The 18,604-nt window shown below is 44.6% G+C and carries 11 protein-coding genes and 1 tRNA gene; 3 read left to right on the top strand and 9 right to left on the bottom strand.

Going from position 1 to position 18,604, the window contains the following annotated elements; translation table 11 throughout:
- Positions 1-4: 4 nt before the first annotated feature.
- The 9 genes from B0E43_RS24340 to B0E43_RS24300 form a co-directional block, all read right to left on the bottom strand.
- On the bottom strand, positions 5-1,747 hold the full coding sequence (locus B0E43_RS24340) for a GMC family oxidoreductase (RefSeq protein WP_077346393.1): 1,743 nt from the start codon (positions 1,745-1,747) through the stop codon (positions 5-7).
- 92 nt (positions 1,748-1,839) lie between these two features.
- Entirely contained in the window at positions 1,840-3,201 is a 1,362-nt protein-coding gene (locus B0E43_RS24335; RefSeq protein ID WP_077346392.1) for a Gfo/Idh/MocA family protein, read from the bottom strand.
- Between the two features lie 112 nt (positions 3,202-3,313).
- Positions 3,314-4,870: a RagB/SusD family nutrient uptake outer membrane protein gene (locus tag B0E43_RS24330; protein WP_077346391.1), complete on the bottom strand. Its 1,557-nt coding sequence runs from the start codon at positions 4,868-4,870 to the stop codon at positions 3,314-3,316.
- A gap of 27 nt (positions 4,871-4,897) precedes the next feature.
- Positions 4,898-8,326: a TonB-dependent receptor gene (locus B0E43_RS24325; protein WP_254423340.1), complete on the bottom strand. Its 3,429-nt coding sequence runs from the start codon at positions 8,324-8,326 to the stop codon at positions 4,898-4,900.
- A gap of 200 nt (positions 8,327-8,526) precedes the next feature.
- Entirely contained in the window at positions 8,527-9,609 is a 1,083-nt protein-coding gene (locus B0E43_RS24320) for a FecR family protein (protein WP_077346390.1), read from the bottom strand.
- 257 nt (positions 9,610-9,866) lie between these two features.
- Entirely contained in the window at positions 9,867-10,472 is a 606-nt protein-coding gene (locus tag B0E43_RS24315) for an RNA polymerase sigma factor (protein WP_077346389.1), read from the bottom strand.
- 698 nt (positions 10,473-11,170) lie between these two features.
- A tRNA-Pro gene (locus B0E43_RS24310) sits at positions 11,171-11,244 on the bottom strand.
- Positions 11,245-11,360: 116 nt separating this feature from the next.
- Positions 11,361-11,600, bottom strand: coding sequence for a hypothetical protein (locus B0E43_RS24305; RefSeq protein WP_077346387.1), 240 nt, complete (start codon positions 11,598-11,600; stop codon positions 11,361-11,363).
- Positions 11,601-11,905: 305 nt separating this feature from the next.
- Positions 11,906-12,190 carry a hypothetical protein gene (locus B0E43_RS24300; protein ID WP_077346386.1) on the bottom strand — a complete coding sequence of 95 codons (285 nt, stop codon included), beginning with the start codon at positions 12,188-12,190 and terminating at the stop codon, positions 11,906-11,908.
- A 363-nt stretch (positions 12,191-12,553) separates the two neighbouring features.
- Between B0E43_RS24300 and B0E43_RS24295 the strand changes: the two genes are divergently transcribed.
- The 3 genes from B0E43_RS24295 to B0E43_RS24285 all read left to right on the top strand — a co-directional run bounded on the left by B0E43_RS24295 (position 12,554) and on the right by B0E43_RS24285 (position 18,218).
- Positions 12,554-14,767, top strand: coding sequence for a sodium-translocating pyrophosphatase (locus tag B0E43_RS24295; RefSeq protein WP_077346385.1), 2,214 nt, complete (start codon positions 12,554-12,556; stop codon positions 14,765-14,767).
- 63 nt (positions 14,768-14,830) lie between these two features.
- Complete coding sequence (locus B0E43_RS24290) at positions 14,831-16,138, top strand: D-alanyl-D-alanine carboxypeptidase (RefSeq protein ID WP_077346384.1); 1,308 nt, start codon at positions 14,831-14,833, stop codon at positions 16,136-16,138.
- A gap of 4 nt (positions 16,139-16,142) precedes the next feature.
- Positions 16,143-18,218 (top strand): prolyl oligopeptidase family serine peptidase, encoded by a 2,076-nt coding sequence (locus B0E43_RS24285; protein WP_077346539.1) that lies wholly within the window; start codon positions 16,143-16,145, stop codon positions 18,216-18,218.
- Positions 18,219-18,604: the final 386 nt, after the last annotated feature.

The raw sequence follows: 18,604 nt of genomic DNA, 5'->3' as shown, positions 1-18,604 counted from the left end.
GTGCTTAAAGGTTTTTGCTTTTCATTTCATTGATGATAAAATCGGATGTTCTCCAAGAAAGGGCCAAGATGGTCCAGGTTGGGTTCTTATCCGCCTGAGAGACAAATGGTCCAGCATCGACTACAAAGAGGTTTTTGCAATCATGTGTCTGGCAGTTTGAATTCACAACCGAAGTTGCCTTGTCATCCCCCATTCGGGTAGTACCTACTTCGTGGATGATCCTGCCAGGGGCGAGGAGACCATATTGGGTCTCAGGTCCAGGTTTGGTTCCGAGCAATGTTGCACCGGAGCTCAGCAGCATATCCTCAAAGGTATCCTGCATGTGCTTGGCTTGTTTGATTTCGTTGTCTGTCCAATTGTAGTTGAATCGAAGCACCGGAATACCAAATTTATCCACCACACTTGGGTCGATTTCACAGTAATTATCGTACTGAGGAACGCTTTCCCCTCTTCCTGACATACTTACTGTACTTCCATAAAGGGTTCTGATGTCTTTTTTCAGTCCTTCACCGTAGCCTCCGTTTGGACTCGGTTTGCCAAACTCATCTTCCACATGCTTTCTGATCACATCCATGTTGGATCCAAAACCATAGGATGGCATGCCTAATCCCCCGCCATACTCGATGTGGTAGCCACGGGCAAAATCAAGTTTTTTATTGTCAAGCCACCAAGGAGAGTAAATGTGGTTACTTCCAACTCCGTCTTCGTTGTATCGCTTACGATTCATCATTTCAGGAATAATTCCAGATCTGCCAGCTCCTGTCGAATCATGAAGGTATCGACCGAGCATTCCGCTTGAATTGCCAATACCATCCGGGTGAATGGTGGACTTGGAGTTGAACATGATACGTGCTGATTCACAGGCGGAAGCTCCCAGCACCACAGTTCGGCCCGTCAGTTTGTATTCCTTCATGTCCCTCTTGTCTACATAGGAAACCCCTGTAGCCAAACCGGATGCATCCGTAGTCACCTTTCTGACCATGCAATGGGTGAACAAATCCACCTGTCCGGACTTCATAGCCGGCTTCACAAGCACCGTACTTGCCGAGAAATCTGCATGGACCTGACAGCCCCGATTACATTGTCTGCAGAAAAAGCAAACTCCGCGATCTTTGTTGATAGGCTTAGTGAGGATGGACAATCGGGCAGGGATGACAGGAATATTAAGCTTTTTGCCCCCTTTCATCATAAACATCTCATGCAATCTCGGCTTTGGAGGTGGAAGAAAAAGGCCATCCGGCTCATTTCTCATGCCCTCTTTTGAACCAAAAACTCCAATGAGCTTATCTACTTTATCGTAATAAGGCTTAACGTCATCATAGCCAATCGGCCAGTTGTCGCCCAGTCCGTCAATGCTTTTTCTTTTGAAATCATCCGGTCCAAAACGAAGGGAAATTCTTCCCCAGTGGTTGGTTCGGCCACCCAGCATTCGGGATCTAAACCAATCGAATTGCGTCCCGTCTTTTCGGGTATAGGGTTCGTCCGGCATCTCCCAGCCACCAATAGCGGCGTCAAAATCGCCAAATGGCCTGAGTTGGGTGCTTGCTCCTCTTCTTGGGGATTCCCAAGGAAATCTCAGCTGGGTCCGATCTTCTTCCTTTGCAGGATCCCAATCCCCACCGGCTTCCACAACAGCAACAGAAAGTCCCGCTTCCGCAAGGATTTTTGTTGCCATCCCCCCTCCAGCACCTGAGCCTACAATAATGACATCGTAGGAATCCTTACTTGGTTTTATCTGAAAACTCATGTTTTTTAAATGTTATATGGTTTTAATAATTCCTCAGGGAGGAATCCCAGAGGAATACTCATTTATTTCTGAAATAGACTAATTGAAACCTGTTAAACTTTCCAGCCCTTTCGGTACTTCCGGGCCAAATATTTTTCAGCTTCCGAATGGTTTGGAATTCTCATCTTTTTCGCATCCCATTCCAGTACTTTTTGGGGCTCCCGGATCGCAACAGTACCCAGAATAATGGCTTCCGTCATAGGGCCGGCTTGGCCAAAATGGCTTTCAGTTTTTGTTTTGCCCAGGCAGGCATCCACAAAGTGGTGGTAATGGTCCCGCTCTTCCAATTCCGGATTTTTCACAGCTTGAAACTTAGTTTCCGGTAGCAGGACAGGCATTTTGGTATGTGGTATCAACAAGGCTCCTTCCGTACCAACCAGCATGGCCGATTCTGCAGGATATTCTCCCCCGGTATACAGGGCTCGAACTTCCTCTGGTGGATAGAATTCTCCATCAAACCATTCCACTGTAAATTCATCGGTTTCGGTCATTTCATTTCCCGGAAAAACCCAGGTGATGTGATTGCTTTGTGGCCAGGTATCGGCCCTTCTTTCCGGGGAATTTTGCCAGGATTCCTGAACTCTGGCGTGTACTGAAATCGGTGCTTTGAGGCCCATTCCTTTCCAGACCGCATCAAAAATATGGCATCCGATATCACCGGACCAGCCGGTACCGAAGTCTTGCCAGGCTCTCCATTTGGAGGGATGGTAAATAGTCGGATTGTAGGGGCGAAGCGGTGCTGTACCGGTCCAAAGCTCCCAATCGAGCGTGGCAGGTGGATCCTGTCCTTCTGCTGGCCTGGGTCCCGGAAACCGATACGCTTCTGTCGCGCCGGGTCTGTTGGAGCAAAGGTAAACTTTCTTGATTTTTCCGATATGGCCTTCTTTGATCCATTGAACTCCAGTCCGGTCTCCTTTTCCGGAGGCATGTTGGGTACCCAACTGACTGACAATTCCGGCTTTTATCGCTGCCTCGGTCAGTTCCCTGATTTCGGATACATCGTGGCACATGGGCTTTTGGCAATAGACATGTTTGCCCATTTTGATGGCACTAATGGCAATTGCGAAATGGTTGTGGTCAGGTACACTGACATTGATGGAATCAAAATTTTGGGACTCTTCTTTCAGCAAAACCCTCCAATCCTTGTACTGTCGGGCATTGGGTGCCAGTTCGGCTGCTTTTTGAAGTCTTTCCTCATCCACATCGCAAATTGCAACAATTTCGACCTCGGGATGAGCAATAAAACGCTGCAGATCATGTCTGCCCATTCCCCCTACTCCGACACAGACGTGTCTCAGTTTTTGGGCCTGATTTCCTGCGAATGCAGGTATATTCAACAGCAAGGGGGAAACAATCAGAGAAGCGGTAGTCGCCAGAAACTTTCTTCTGGAACCACTGTGAGAAATATTTTCCAATTCAAAAGGTTATTAAGGGTGATTAATATTGAAAATTAACTTCCCGATTGGCAGAACCAATCGGGAAGTGTTTTTTATTAGAATTTGTTCAGCGCGAAGGCTGATCCAATCATTAATAGCCTGGGTTCTGAGGCTGTAAGTTTGGATTGTTCTGCATCTCAGGAAGTGGATACGGCATCAGCAGGTGCTTAGCCTGAAGGGCTTGCTTGGAACTTTGATTGATATGGCCTACAAATTCATCAAACCCATTAGTGAGTTCATTGTAGACTTTTCTCAGTCGAAGCATATCAAACCAGGTGATCTGCTCGTAACACAGCTCGTGCCATCTCTCTCTCAAAACCGCATCTCTAAAGGTGTCCTTGGTGTAAGTTCCCATTGCCGGAGTGGTCAATTTTGCTCTGTCACGGATTCTTTTCATGCTCTCATAAGCTAAATCGTTTGGCCCACTCAACTCATTCTGAGCTTCAGCATAGATCAACAATACTTCAGCAAACCTGATCAAAGGCACGTTTAGGTTATTGTTTCTGGTACCAGGAACACCTTCGGAACCATTTGCTGTCTGATTGAAGTGCTTGAAGATATAAGGTGCACCCAAATCAAAACGAGCACCGCTACCGTTGGTGAAATAGGTCGTATAGAAAAACCCTTTTTGGTCAACAGTTCTCAAATCGCCTGCTTCATAAGATTTGTAAAACGACTGAGTAGGAACTGTACTGCCTGTTCCGGACGGACCGGCAAATGTTACCGGCTTGAAGTTCGGGAACATGTTACCCATCGGGTTTCCGGCTACCACCACATTGTACTGAAGCATGAAGATATGCTCTACCCTGTTGTCCAGTTTTTCATCATGAAGATTGGCATAATCAGGAAACAAATTCAGTGAAAGTGGATTGGCTTTGGAATAAGCTATCACTTCTCCGGATTTTTCTGCAGCTAGTTGGTAATGAGAAGTTCCTTTGCTCAAAGGAAAACCAGCCATAGTCAGGTAAACCTGCGCCATGAGGGTTTTGGTAGCAGCCAAAGTAGCCCGTCCACTGACATCCATCCAAGGAAAACCCGCAGCTTCAGCAGTTTTGAGATCCTCTACAATCAAATCATACACCGTCTCTTTAGAAGCTGGTGCGGGCTTGAAATCTTCGGAAGCAGCTGTCTGCGGAAGAGTGATCAACGGAACGTCGCCCCAAAGTCTCACTAGGTAGAAATAGGCCCAAGCTCTGAGGAATCTTGCTTCTCCCAATACTTTTTTCTTTTGATTTTCATCCATGGGAGTGATTCCAGGCACTTTGTCCAAGACCAAATTGGCATTGGCAATCACTCTATAGAGGCCGTTCCAATAGTTGATCAGGTGCTGGGTTCTGCCGTCATAGATCAGTCCGTACAAGTTGTTCAGATCCGAGTTTTGCGCGGTTTCAGTTGTTGAAGTTCCCGTCGGTGCTTCGAGAAATTGCCAGGTGGAAGAGAAAATTCCCCCATCATTGCCAATAAATCTGGTATCTGCATATACTGCAGCCAAAGCTGCCTCAGCATGGTCAGGAATCGTGTAATAGCTTTCTGGTGTCAGGTTGGAAGGATCCTGTTCCTCAAGGAAATCTGAACAACCAACGATTCCGGTCATAAAAGCCCCTGCAAAGAGCAGGCTGAATGCTTTATAAAATCTGATATTTTTCATTTTTAAATCTCTTTAAGTAGGACAGGATTAAAGGGTAATTTGAAGACCAAACAAGAAAGTAGTTGGCTTAGGATATCCATGCCAAATCATTCCTTGGGAGAACACATTGTCTCCGTTTCCACCCCGGATAGGTGTCTGCTCCGGATCTCCAACTACATCATCCCCTACCACCAGGAAGAAATTTTGAACTGTGGTATAGGCTCTCAGTCTTGACAGTTTGATTTTGTTTGTCAATTCAGTTGGGAAGGTATAGCCCAACAACAGGTTTCGTCCTCTGAGGAAGGAACCGTCTTTCACCCAATGAGAATCCACGTTAGTCACATATCCTGCTCTGGTATCACGGATTTCTGCAATCGGAGAGTTTTGGTTTTCCGGAGTCCAGGCTGTCAGTACAGACTTGTAGCTGTTTGCCAAGGCCTGACGGTCTTCACTTGGGTGAAGGGTCATGTCTAGAATGTCATTTCCGACAGAGTAGGCAAGATCAATACTCATGTCAAAGTTTTTGAATTTGAAGTTGTTGACAAAAGAACCCCAGAAATCAGGAGTACCATTACCGATAATCATCCTGTCCGAATCGTTGATTGCCTTGTCACCATTCACATCCAGGTATTTGATATCTCCAGGAAGCATAGTCAAGCCATTTCTATAGCTCACAAATTCAGCAGCCTCAGCTCTTTCAGCTTCACTCCAGGTACCTTCTCTAACCAGACCCCAGAAAGAACCCACTGGCTCACCCACTCTGATGATGTTGGTTTGGTTGGTGAAGTTGGGTCCGCCGACACCGAATATGTCTGCAGGGGTAGCAAGAGAAAGCACTTTGTTTCTATTAGCAGAAATCATAAAGTTGGTATTCCAGCTGAAGTTATCGGTCTCAACGTTTACTGTGTTCAGGTTGAATTCAATCCCCTTGTTTTCCATAGAGCCTACATTGCTTCGGATCACAGAATAGCCGCTTGAGCGTGGTACAGGTGCATCCAACAACATGTCGGTGGTCTTTCTGTAGTACACGTCAAATTCCATAGCGATTCTGTTTTGGAACAGACCCAATTCAATTCCTACATCAAACTGAGCTGTTTTTTCCCATTTCAAATCCGGGTTTGAAAGTCTGTTGAGACCTGTACCCCCCACACGGGTTTCATTGTAGATCGCAGCGTAGTTAGAGCTAAGCAGGGATAAAGAAGAATAAGGTGGAATCTCAGAGTTACCAGTCAATCCGTAGCTGGATCTCAGTTTAAGATTGGAAATCGTAGCGCTAGAGCTCAAGAAGTTTTCTTCAGAAACTTTCCAAGCTACTGCAGCAGAAGGGAAGAAGGCGTATTTGTTGTTATCTCCAAACTTGGATGATCCATCAGCTCTTCCTGTGAAAGTGAACAGGTATTTTTCATTCAGGATGTAATTGATCCGGGCGAAATAAGAGCTCATTGCGAAACTTTGTGCATTTGACCCAACGGCCGGCAACTGGCTACCTGCACCAAGATTATTGAAAGTAAAATAATCCGTAGAGAAGTTCTGGACGCTTGCAGTCATGGAAGTGAAAGCTGTTTCCTGCCAGGAAATACCCAACATCGCAGTCAATGCATGACGGTCAGCAAACACCTTGCTGTAGGTCAGGTAATTTTCCAAAGACCAAAAAGTCTCTTTTTGCATCGCCTTGGAGGCAGTTCCATTTTGGGAAATCGCCAAGGTTCTGGTTTGAGACTGATCTCTTTCCTGAGTCATCACGTTAGCACCGAGTACAGTTCTCATTTCCAATCCTTCGGCAAATTTGATATTGGTATAAACACTGCCTATGGTAGTCTGGGTATTCAAGATGTACTTGGTACCATACAATCTGTGCATGGAACTCATGGTACCTTCTGCGTAAGGATAGTCTCTGTTGTTTGCAAAGGTCCCGTCAGCATATTTTACCGGAAGGAAAGGGAAATCTTCCACGATCTGGCGAGCCACAGCATCCCCGGTATCCACGAGGTTTTCAGACTGGTTATTGTAATTCAAGGTACCCCCCACTTTCAGCCATTTTTTCACCTGATCATCGACTGTGAACCTACCGGAATAGCGCTTCATGTAGGAAGTTTTGACCAAACCCTGATCGTCTCTGTATCCAAGGGATAAAGAATAGGTAGTGCGCTCGTTACCGCCTTGGAAGCCCAACTGGTGGTTTTGCGAAACGGTATTCTGAGTAGTTTCTTCAAGCCAATTGGTATCGTAAAGCGGATTCTGATTAGCGTCAAAGATTCTTGGATCGGTTCTTCTCAAAGCTGGGTTCAAATACGCCCACTTGCCTGCAGCCCATCCTACCGGATCGTACTTGGCCATGTTGGCCCAAGCCAGATCTTCAGTTTCTAAATACTCTTTCGCATTCAGAACTTCAGGTCTGTTTGGCCCGATGACAGGGACACTCACGTCCACGTTGTATGTCACGGTGCCTTCACCTGATTTGCCTTTTTTCGTGGTAATCAAAATTACCCCATTTGCTCCCCTTGAACCATAAATCGCTGTTGAAGAAGCATCTTTCAATACTTCCACAGAAACGATGTCATTGGGGTTGATGTAATCAATGGCATTACTTGCCTGCTGCTGATTTCCCATTGGCAACTGAACTCCATCGACCACATAAAGCGGATTGTTGGAAGAGTTAATGGAACTAAATCCTCTAATCCTTACAGTGGTTCTTCCTCCTGGACGGCCAGAGTTGGTATTGACCTGAACGCCGGAAATTCTGCCGGAAAGTGCCTGATTTAAGGAAGGCGATGGTCTTTCTGCAAGAGACTCTGCCCCAACCTGACCTACTGATCCGGTCAAATCGGATTTTTTGACTGTACCGTAGCCAATCACCAGTACTTCATCCAGAGACGTGGAATCAACCTGAAGTGAAACATTAATTACAGATTGTTGTCCAACTACTACTTTGGTGGCAGTGTAACCGATGTAAGAAATAAGCAAAGTTGCATTATCCGGTACAGTCAGAGTAAAGTTACCGTCAATATCAGTAACGGTTCCCATTGTTGTCCCTTCTACTAAAATCGTAGCGCCCGGAAGCGCTTCTCCATTCTCATCGGTGACTTTTCCTGAAACATTTTTATCCATTGCAGCGATGGTAACCATCTCCACAGTGGAGGTTTCGTTGTCAGATTTTTTAACGTTGATATTTTCGTTGACCTGCTTAAACTCCAACTGAGTTTGTTTGGATATCGAAACAAGCACATCATACAGGCTCTGTTCTTCACCACTCAGGGAAATATTACCCAAATCACGGATTTCCTTGTTGGTGTAAACAAATTTAAAATTTGTCGCTTTCTCAATTTCAGAAAAGACATTTAACAATGTCGTTTCCTGAGAATTCATTTTGACTTTAACCTCGTCTATGGTTTTGACCTGAGATACTCCATCTCTGGAATAAAGGACAGTTATGGAAAGAAACTGGATCAAAAACGCATAGGTAAAAAGCTTCGTCATTCTAATTACAAATAACAATAAACGGTTTTTCATAGCTTTGCATGGTTTATTTTGGCTATTGAGTATTGGTTAATTAAACTTTTCGGGAACATTTAAATGAAAAATTATGAGCCCGGTAATCTTTAATCCGAAGGTTTTGACGCATCTCCGGTTTTCTTTTTTTGTCTCGCATTTAATCATAGGCATTCAGTTTTTAAGGGTTATTTAAAGGTTATCTCGACTTCATCCTGGTCAATTTTGTAATCAAATCTTGCCGTGTAACTTAGTCCATTCAATACATTTTCAAGAATTTCGTCTTCGTATACTCCAAAAATCAAAAGGTCTGGTTTCGGCTTGTTTTTAAGAATGAATTTCACTCCATACCAATTTTCAAGCACCCGGATCGCCTCCATCATTTTCACCTGCTGGAATATTATTTTCTTCTTTGTCCAGGCCAGAACCAATTCCGTGTCAAATTGCCCCTTCTTAATTCCACCAGTCTCCCGGTTGATTTTCAATGCCTCTCCTTTTTCCAAGTCGACTCTATTTTCCTCTACCTCAACGGCCACTTTACCTTCCACCAAGGACACATTGGTATCCTCATTTTTGTAGGAGGAAATATTGAAAGCCGTGCCTAATGCTGTGGTTTTGGTACTTCCAGTAATCACAGAAAATGGCCTCAGTGAATCTTTGGCTACTTCAAAATAGGCTTCTCCCTCCAGGAAAAGGATTCTTTGGTCCGTTTCAAAATTCTTTACATAGCGGATCGAACTTCCCGAGTTGAGCATCACTTTGGAACCGTCCTGCAAGGTCATCGTGGATTTTACTCCAGGGGGAGTTTTATGCTCCTGGAAGACCAAAACCGGAGGCAGCTTTACGGGGATTTCCTCTTTATAAATCAAATTGAAAACCACACTAAACGCGAAGGCCAAAATCAGAATCCCCGCAACTCTAAACCATTGAGAAAACCAATTAAAACGCATGGACTGAAATTCACTTTTTTTCAGTACTGATCCGGAATTGATTGGTATAATCTCACATTCTACCGGTTCACTATCAATTTTACCCAATTCATTTTCAATTGAGTCCCATAATATCAGTCCTTCCGAAATTGACAGGTCAAAATCCCTGCTTTTAAGATTTAGCACAATGTCCCTGGCAATCAGGGCTTTTTTCGCCAGTTCCGGCTTTTCGACAAGTACGCTTTCCCAATGGATATTTGAATTTTTATCTGGCGACAGTATCCAAATTCTAAATTCTCTATCCAATACAAAATCTTCTACTGAATACTTCGAAATATCCACACCAATGTATTTACAGATGTAAGTCAGAATATTCGGATATCTATCCTGTGTTTTTGGACTTTTTTTTCAGATTTACAGTTTGTGCAACAGGATAAGGAAATGGTTGCAGTCTGTTCAATATTTTCGGCTCCTTTTTGCCGTTTTATCCGGCTTCAACCCAAATTAGTTTGGCAAAAACAAGGAGGAGCCAAAGGGAATGTCGGATTTGGTTACGCGATTTAGGATACTTCGACTACGCTCAGCACAAGTATCGGATTTCAAAAAATCGATGCTAGAAGAACCAATATCAAAATACTCTTTTTCAAGCTATTAACTGCCTTCCAAGCCAGAGTATAGCTGGAGTCTATGGTGATTCCCAATATTTTAGAGACTTCTTCGTAGTGCATTTTCTCAAAAAACACCAATTGGATAACCTCTCGTTGACGGAGAGGGAGGTTTTCCAAAGCAAGCTCCAATTTTTCCTGCAAAGATTCATTCCGCTGCAGGTTGATCATTTTTTCTTCTGCGGATTCTTCCAGAAATACTGATTCGAAATCAGATATCTCTTCATTTTTGTAAATCTGCTTATCTCTGGAAACCTCACGAAGGATCTTATTAGAAAGCGACTTAAACAAATAGACTTTCACATTGTCGGTATGCCTGAGGGTTTGGCGATATTTCCAAAGGTCCACAAACAGTTCCTGAACACAATCCTTTATGAAACTTCGGTTGGGCTTAATTGCCATTCCATATCTAAAAAGTTCTGAAGAATAGGTGATGTATAACTTTTCCAAACCATCTTTTTCGCCGTTTTTCAATTGGTTCCAAAAGGTTCCTGACTCCTGAGCACAGTCGAGTAAAAATTTAGGCTTTAGGTTGGGCATGGGTAAAGTTGTAATTAACAGCTAGGAATCTGTCAAAATCAACCGCCTTTTTTCCTTTTTTCAACTAAGGATTTCACACTCTGCCATTCCTCATTTCACCGGAAAGTTCTTTGCATTGACCGAATCAAAGGTATCGGGTCAAAATCAAGGGAAACAGTTATCAGTAGAAATACAAATTCCAAATTTTCTACTTAATGGAGCAACTTATTCATATTTTTTTTAAAAAGTAACCAGTAATGGTAAAATAATATATCAATAAATTCAGCCAACTAAACTTAATCGAAAATTCATTTTCGGAAAATATGGGTGGGTTGTCGGGTTGTCTGGCTGTCACCTTATACCTCCTGGCCCTCCAGAAATACCTCGGGACAAGTCATACGGCTAACAGAGGTCCTTTTACTCCGGCAAATGGGGGTCAATTTGACCGGATTTTGCTATTTATTTACTGGAATTTTAAGAATAAAGCCAAAAGTGAGGCCTTTGGGTCAAAAAACAGTGAATACCATAATGCTGTAATTCTCAGTATACCTGAGATTTATATCACTTCTGGTGAGCGAAATAATTTTTATTTTTCAGCTCACCAAATCGCACACTGGAAGTATACATCTTTTTTGATGTTCTTTGGATTACCTCAAAAATAAAAAACTCTGTAAATCAGCCATTTACAGAGTTTTGATTTGGTTTAAAATCCTATTTTGTCGGGGTGACAGGATTTGAACCTGCGACCACACGCCCCCCAGACGTGTACGCTACCGGACTGCGCCACACCCCGTTTGGGAAGCGAATTTACATTTTTCAAGGATTTTCAAAAGCCAAAAAAACCAATTTTACAACCGCGGAGGCAGAAACTCTGATTTACAAGCATTTAAAATCGCTGTTTTTCAAGGGCTATTGGGCCTCTTCACTTTTGGCTGTAATGAATACGGTTTGGGAATTTGTTAAGCAACAATTTTCACAACAAACAGCATTCGATTTCATCAGTTGTGCTTTTCGTAATGCTTCACGGCCATTGTTAAAAGGACCCAGATAATCCCTTTCTAGAGAATCGGGAATTAGTTCACATTCCTTATCATGGATTTCAAAATGGCCGACTTTGTTAGGTTTGGAGGAAAGATAAAAGAATTTCATTTTTTAGGGGTTGTTAACCATTTCAAAAATACCTGATTAACAAGTCCTAAAACATACCCTGTATAGGGTATTTTCTAGGTAAAACACAGCCAAAAAACTATAAATTTTCCCGGCTTGGAGAAATTTTAACAAAAAATCCGGTTGATGCCGCGAGTCTTGAAACCAAAGTCTTCGCTTCATAAACCGACCCCGCTGCCTGACACCTTAAGATATTTTCCTGAACCCAGTGCTCAGGTTGGAAGAAGAGGTTCAGTTTCAATTTACCATTTAGAAAAAATCCCCTGGGGCTAGGTTCTTTAAAATAATCACCCCAAAAATCTGGTAACTAACTCCTCCCATTCTTCCTCCAAACTTTTGTCAGGCATCCGTTCTCCAGCTTTTGAATACCAATAGTTTGCATTCCATTGGTCTCCTTCTTTTCTATGGAGATACGCATGGATCCTCGCGGCAGCTTTTCCAGCTAAGTGATCTACTTGGTCGTGTGCCAAAGCCCAGTTGCCCTGGGCATCGTACCAAAGTGCCAACAAAATAGGTGAATCACTCCACTGGGAAGAGTCCGAGGACAAAAAATCAGAATACAAATTTTTCATAGGCTAGATGTAATTGTTTGAAAGCACTGAATGAATAACTGGATCAAAATAAAACATAAAACCAAACACGTGTTTTTTTTACAACTAAAACATTTAACCGGATTCAAATTTACTCCACATCCACCTCAAACACTTCAAATAAGTTCATCCCGGTGCAATTTCCAACCATAAATACAGAAACACATTCCAAATTGTACGAAGTCCCTCTAAAAGAAAATTAACCTGATTTTTTCCTGAATTCTGAAAAATGGATGAAAAATCCCGGGGTTTGGAATGGATTTTCATCCTCCTTGGTGCATAAAGTATAAATTCTATATTTGCCCAATTAACTAACAGTAAACCTTTAAAGAATCCGAATAAATTATGGAACAAGCGTTGATTTACATGGTCCCAGCTCTGGGGATCCTCGGCCTGATCGTAATGGCAATCAAATCTTCCTGGGTTGTCAAACAAGACACCGGGGACAAAAACATGGTGGAATTGGCTGGATACATCGCTGACGGAGCCATGGCATTTTTGAGAGCAGAATGGAAAGTACTCTCCTATTTTGCAGTTATAGCTGCTATTGTTTTGGGATGGTCTGGAATGCTCGTTGAAACCTCTCATCCAACTATCGCGATTTCTTTTATCGTAGGCGCATTTCTTTCTGCTTTCGCAGGCTATATCGGCATGAAAATCGCCACCAAAGCCAATGTAAGGACAACTCAGGCTGCGCGTACCAGCCTTAAGCATGCACTCAAAGTCTCTTTCACCGGAGGATCTGTAATGGGACTTGGAGTGGCAGGATTGGCAGTATTGGGCCTTGGATCCATATTTATCATTTTGTACCAAGTCTTTGTAGTCAGCACAGGTGCCGGAGTAAACGGTGTCGAAATGGAAAAAGTCCTGGAAGTGTTGGCAGGTTTTTCCCTTGGAGCTGAATCAATCGCACTTTTTGCCCGTGTGGGTGGAGGAATTTATACTAAAGCAGCTGACGTTGGAGCCGACTTAGTAGGAAAAGTTGAAGCCGGAATCCCTGAAGATGACGTTCGTAACCCTGCTACGATTGCAGATAACGTTGGTGACAACGTAGGCGACGTAGCCGGAATGGGGGCCGATTTGTTCGGTTCATATGTGGCAACAATTCTTGCCACGATGGTTTTGGGTCGGGAGATTGTATCCCTGGATAACTTCGGCGGTATTGCACCGATCCTGCTTCCAATGGTATTGGCTGGCTTGGGAATTGTATTCTCTATCATGGGAATGGCTTTTGTCACGATCAAAGATGACAAAGGCGATGTCCAAAAAGCTCTGAATATGGGCAACTGGTCTTCCATCCTTTTCACAGGCATTGCATCCTTTTTTGTTGTTAAATACATGCTTCCCGACACACTTTCGATTAGGGGTTATGCGTTTACCAGCATGGACGTTTTCTATGCGATCATACTTGGTCTGGTAGTTGGCACCTTGATGTCCATCATCACAGAATATTACACCGCTATGGGCAAGCGCCCTGTGTTGTCAATCATCAAGCAATCTGGAACAGGTCACGCAACCAACATCATCGGTGGTTTGGCTGTCGGTATGGAGTCTACAGTTTTACCGATTCTGGTTTTGGCTGGCGGTATTTATGGTGCATATGAGTTTGCCGGACTTTACGGAGTGGCAATCGCAGCTGCAGGTATGATGGCAACAACTGCCATGCAGTTAGCAATCGATGCTTTTGGTCCTATCGCTGACAACGCCGGTGGTATAGCTGAAATGAGTCAGCTGCCTGAGGAAGTACGTGGACGTACAGACATCTTGGATGCTGTTGGAAATACTACTGCGGCAACAGGAAAAGGCTTTGCAATTGCCTCTGCTGCTTTGACATCTTTGGCACTATTCGCGGCTTTCGTTGGAATCGCTGGTATTGATGCCATTGATATTTATAAGGCTCCTGTTCTTGCAGGCCTCTTTGTCGGTGGAATGATCCCGTTCATTTTTTCCTCCCTTGCAATCGCTGCTGTAGGTCGTGCTGCCATGGACATGGTAAATGAAGTGAGACGTCAGTTTAGAGAGATTCCTGGCATCATGGAATACAAAGCCAAGCCGGAATATGAAAAATGCGTGGAAATCTCCACCAAAGCTTCGATCCGGGAAATGGTTGCTCCGGGTGCAATTGCGCTTCTTTCTCCAATCATCATCGGTTTTGCATTTGGCCCAGAGGTGCTGGGTGGCACACTTGCTGGCGTAACTGTTTCCGGTGTATTGATGGGGATTTTCCAATCCAACGCGGGTGGAGCTTGGGACAATGCCAAGAAGTCCTTTGAAAAAGGAGTAGAAATCAACGGTGAAATGTATTACAAGAAATCAGAGCCGCATAAGGCTTCGGTAACTGGTGACACGGTTGGTGATCCATTCAAAGACACTTCCGGTCCATCTATGAACATCCTGATTAAATTGATGTCCATTGTTGCCTTGGTCATTGCCCCTCACATATCAGAAAAACCACACGGAACTGCTGCAATGGCTGAAAATGTGGAAGTGAAAAAAGAAATCAAGTATGTGGATGGTAAGAAAATCGTCACTGAGACTAAAATCATAACCAAAAAATAAATCAACCAAATCACCAACAAAGAAAGGCCGCTCAAATTGAGCGGCTTTTCCTATTTTAAGGGAATGAAGCAAATTCTCCTGGTTATACTGATAGCCTTCTGTTCCTGCACCGTCCAAAAAATAAACAAGTCGCTCAGCAAATCCGATGTCTTCGACAAAGGCCACTTTGGCTTTATGCTCCTCGATCCGGAGAAGGACAAAGCCTTGGTTGAGATCAACTCCAACAAGTATTTTATTCCTGCTTCAAACACCAAGATTTTCACTTTTTATACTTCCTATTCCATTCTGGGCGACAGCCTGGTCAATGGCCTGAACTATCTGGAAAAAGGTGATTCACTGATCTTTTGGGGCACCGGTGATCCCAGCTTGCTCCATCCGGATTTGAAAAATGAGGTCGCTATTGACTTTTTGAAAGCCTCTCCTAAAAAGCTTTATCTCCTGGACAATTTTGATCAGGTGGAAGCTTTCGGACCGGGCTGGTCCTGGAACTGGTTCCCTTACTACTATGCGGCTGAGCGTTCCGCCCTGCCAGTCTATGGAGATATTGTGCGGTTTGAAAAGAAAAAAGGAGACACGGATTTCAGCGTCTATCCTGAGCAGTTCAAAGCGGCGATGGACAAAGTAGAGAGCGAGGAGTCGGGAGCGTTTTCATTCACCAGAAAGCATCTTGAAAACAGCTTTCCTTACTTCTATAAATCTGAAGCCAATGAAGAGCAGTTTGAGCGGGACATTCCTTTCATCACCTCGCCAGACTTGACCAAAACAATGCTCGAAGAGGCGACGGGCAAACCAGTTACCCTGATTTCCAACAAAAGCTACTTTGAGGAAGAGCCGTCCAAATTGCTCACCGCATCGGCTGACAGCATCTATGCACAGATGATGAAGATCAGCGACAATTTCCTCGCAGAACAGCTCATGTTCTTAGTCTCGGATCAGCTGACAAACAAGCTGGATATTGCCGAAGCCATTGCCTATTCCAAAGAAAATCTCTTGAAAGACCTTCCCGACGAACCGCAGTGGGTGGATGGCTCTGGGCTTTCCTCCCAGAATATGTTTACGCCCAGGTCTATCATCGCCTTGCTGGGCAAGATCCGCGAGGAAGTCCCTTTGGAGAAAATCAAGGCCTACTTTCCCGCAGGTGGAGAATCCGGCACGATCAAAGCCTGGTACAAAGCCGATCCGGGCCAGCCTCCTTACATCTACGCAAAAACCGGTTCCCTTAGCATGGCTAATTCGCTAAGTGGTTATTTGATCACCAAAAGCGGAAAAATCCTGCACTTTTCCTGCATGATGAACAACTACGCAATTCCTGCAAACGACCTGAAAACCGAATTGCAAAAGGTGCTGTATTTTATCCATGACCGATACTAATACCATGAAACATATCCCCATTTTCATGCTCCTTTTTCTACTAATTTCCCAGCAACTATTTGCCCAATCCTTCACCATGGAGCAGATTGGGAAATTCAGTTTCCCATCTGGATTGACTTCTTCTCCGACCGGAGAAAAAATCGCCTGGGCGATGAATGAGCAAGGCAAACGCAATGTCTATTTCGCCGAAGAGCCGGATTTCCGGCCTGTGAAACTTACCAAGTTCACTGAAGACGATGGGCAGGAAATCAGCAGTCTGAAGTTCACGGCGGATGGAAACTGGCTGGTCTTTGTCTGCGGCGGCGACCATGGTGGCGGCAATGCTTCCTCCACTGTCAACGCACTGAATATGCCAACTTTGCCAAAGGTCGAAATCTGGAAAATCAGCTTGGATAGTAAAATAGCGGAACCCGTAGTAGAAGGCGATGACTTCGTTTTAGGTAAACAAAATCAATTGCTTTACCTCAAAAATGGGCAAGTATGGAAAGGTGACCTAAGTGGAGAAGAAAAACCTGCCCAACTCTTTCAAATCAAGGGAAATGTTAATTCTTTGGAGTTTTCACCGGATGGAGAAAAGCTTGCTTTCACTGTGAATCGCGGCGGGCACCAGCTTCTTGGAATCTATGAGAATCAAGAAACCCCTATCCACTGGATCGCTCCATCTTTTCACCGATACTCCCAGCCTAAATGGTCGCCTGACGGCAGCCAAATCGCTTTTATCAAGACTTTGGGAGGCAGCGGAGCGGCGCTTTCGCTGCTGGAACCGAGACCCGTTCCATGGGAAATCTGGCTGGCAGACGTCGAAAGCGGTAAAGGAGAACTGCTTTGGAAAGCACCTGAAACGCTCCGGGGATCGTATCGCTATGGTTTTTTTGTTTTCCCCAATGAAAAAGAAGTCGTTTTCGAATCCTACCATGAGGGCTGGCAGCATCTCTTTGCCCTGGATATTTCCAGCAAAAATATCCAATCCCTCACCCCAGGAGAATACATGGTCGAGCAGATCAAACTGAGCCCGAACGGAAAAAAAGTAGTCTTTTCTGGAAACACGGGAGCGGAAAAAGAAGATCTGGATCGGAGACACGTCGGTTTCATCGATCTTATTACCAAAAAACTAACCTGGGAAACCCAAGGAAGCGGCATCGAGGCTTATCCTGTTGCGATCGGATCAGCTGATAAACTGGCCTATTTCTCTGCTTCGCCTCAGCGCTCCCATTTGGTCACTGTGAAAACCGACAAAGGGGCATCGCTTCTCCAGGAAGCGAGTATTCCTTCAGATTTTCCACAAAGCAAACTGGTCACACCTAAGCAGGTAAGTTTCAAAGCTCCGGATGGGACGACCGTATATGGACAGCTTTTCGAAAAGGAAGACGGACCGACCAAGAAGCCCGGCGTGGTCTTCATTCACGGCGGACCGCAGCGGCAGATGCTTTTGGGCTGGAGCTACATGGACTATTATTCAAATACCTATGCCTACAACCAGTATTTGGCTGAATTGGGCTTTGTGGTTCTTTCGGTCAATTACCGATTGGGAATCGGTTACGGCTTTGAGTTTCACCGACCTGCCTATGGTTACTATCAGGGAGCGGTGGAATACCAGGACATCAAGGCCGGCGGCGAATATTTGGCGGCTTTATCCCAAGTCGACCCAACCAAGATAGGAGTATATGGAGGAAGCTATGGCGGCTACCTGACTGCCCTGGCTTTGGCCCGGGATTCTGAACTTTTCAAAGTCGGCGTGGACATCCACGGGGTGCATGATTTGGATGGACGATATGAGTTGCCGGAAGGCTATGAAGGGGCTCCGGATTACGAAAAAGCCAAGGAAATAGCTTGGAAATCCTCACCGATGCCGGATTTGGCCACTTGGAAAAGCCCGGTGCTTTTCATTCATTCCGATGATGACCGGAATGTAGAAGTGAGTCAGACGACTGACTTGATCCGACGCTTCGAGGAACTGGGAATGCCTTACGAATCCGTGTTGATCCCGGGAGATACCCACCATTGGATGAAATGGGAGAATATGATTGAAGTCGGACAGCTGACTGCCGATTTTCTGAAGAAACATTTGATGGAAAAATAAGACAGGAGACCGAAGACCGAAGAGAAGTCAACCCATAATTGGCAGGACTTCGACTCCGCTCAGTCCGACAGGCGTGTCAGGCTGAGTCTTAAATATTCCGGGAACATACAAAAAGGAAATGACGGGGTTAACTTAGTCTTTTCCTAAACAGTTTGGCCGCCTTCGTGATAGTGCACCTGCCTGTCGCTGAGTATGGTTCCGTTGAACTGAGTACAAAAGAATGGTACAGTGATTCACTTGTCCGATTGGTAGCCTGGCCCTACAGGTGTTCAACGGGTTTGGGATTTAAAACTAATCCGGATGGAAAAGATCAATCTTCATTCAGCAGGAATCGATATAGGCTCCAGGAGCATTTATATCGGCATCGAAGGAAAGGAAGTGGCAAG

The sequence above is a fragment of the Algoriphagus sp. A40 genome (assembly GCF_002002735.1).
In the GTDB taxonomy this organism is placed as follows: domain Bacteria; phylum Bacteroidota; class Bacteroidia; order Cytophagales; family Cyclobacteriaceae; genus Algoriphagus.
The sequence above is the reverse complement of the archived record's forward strand: the minus strand, read 5'-3'. Positions and strand labels throughout refer to the sequence as shown.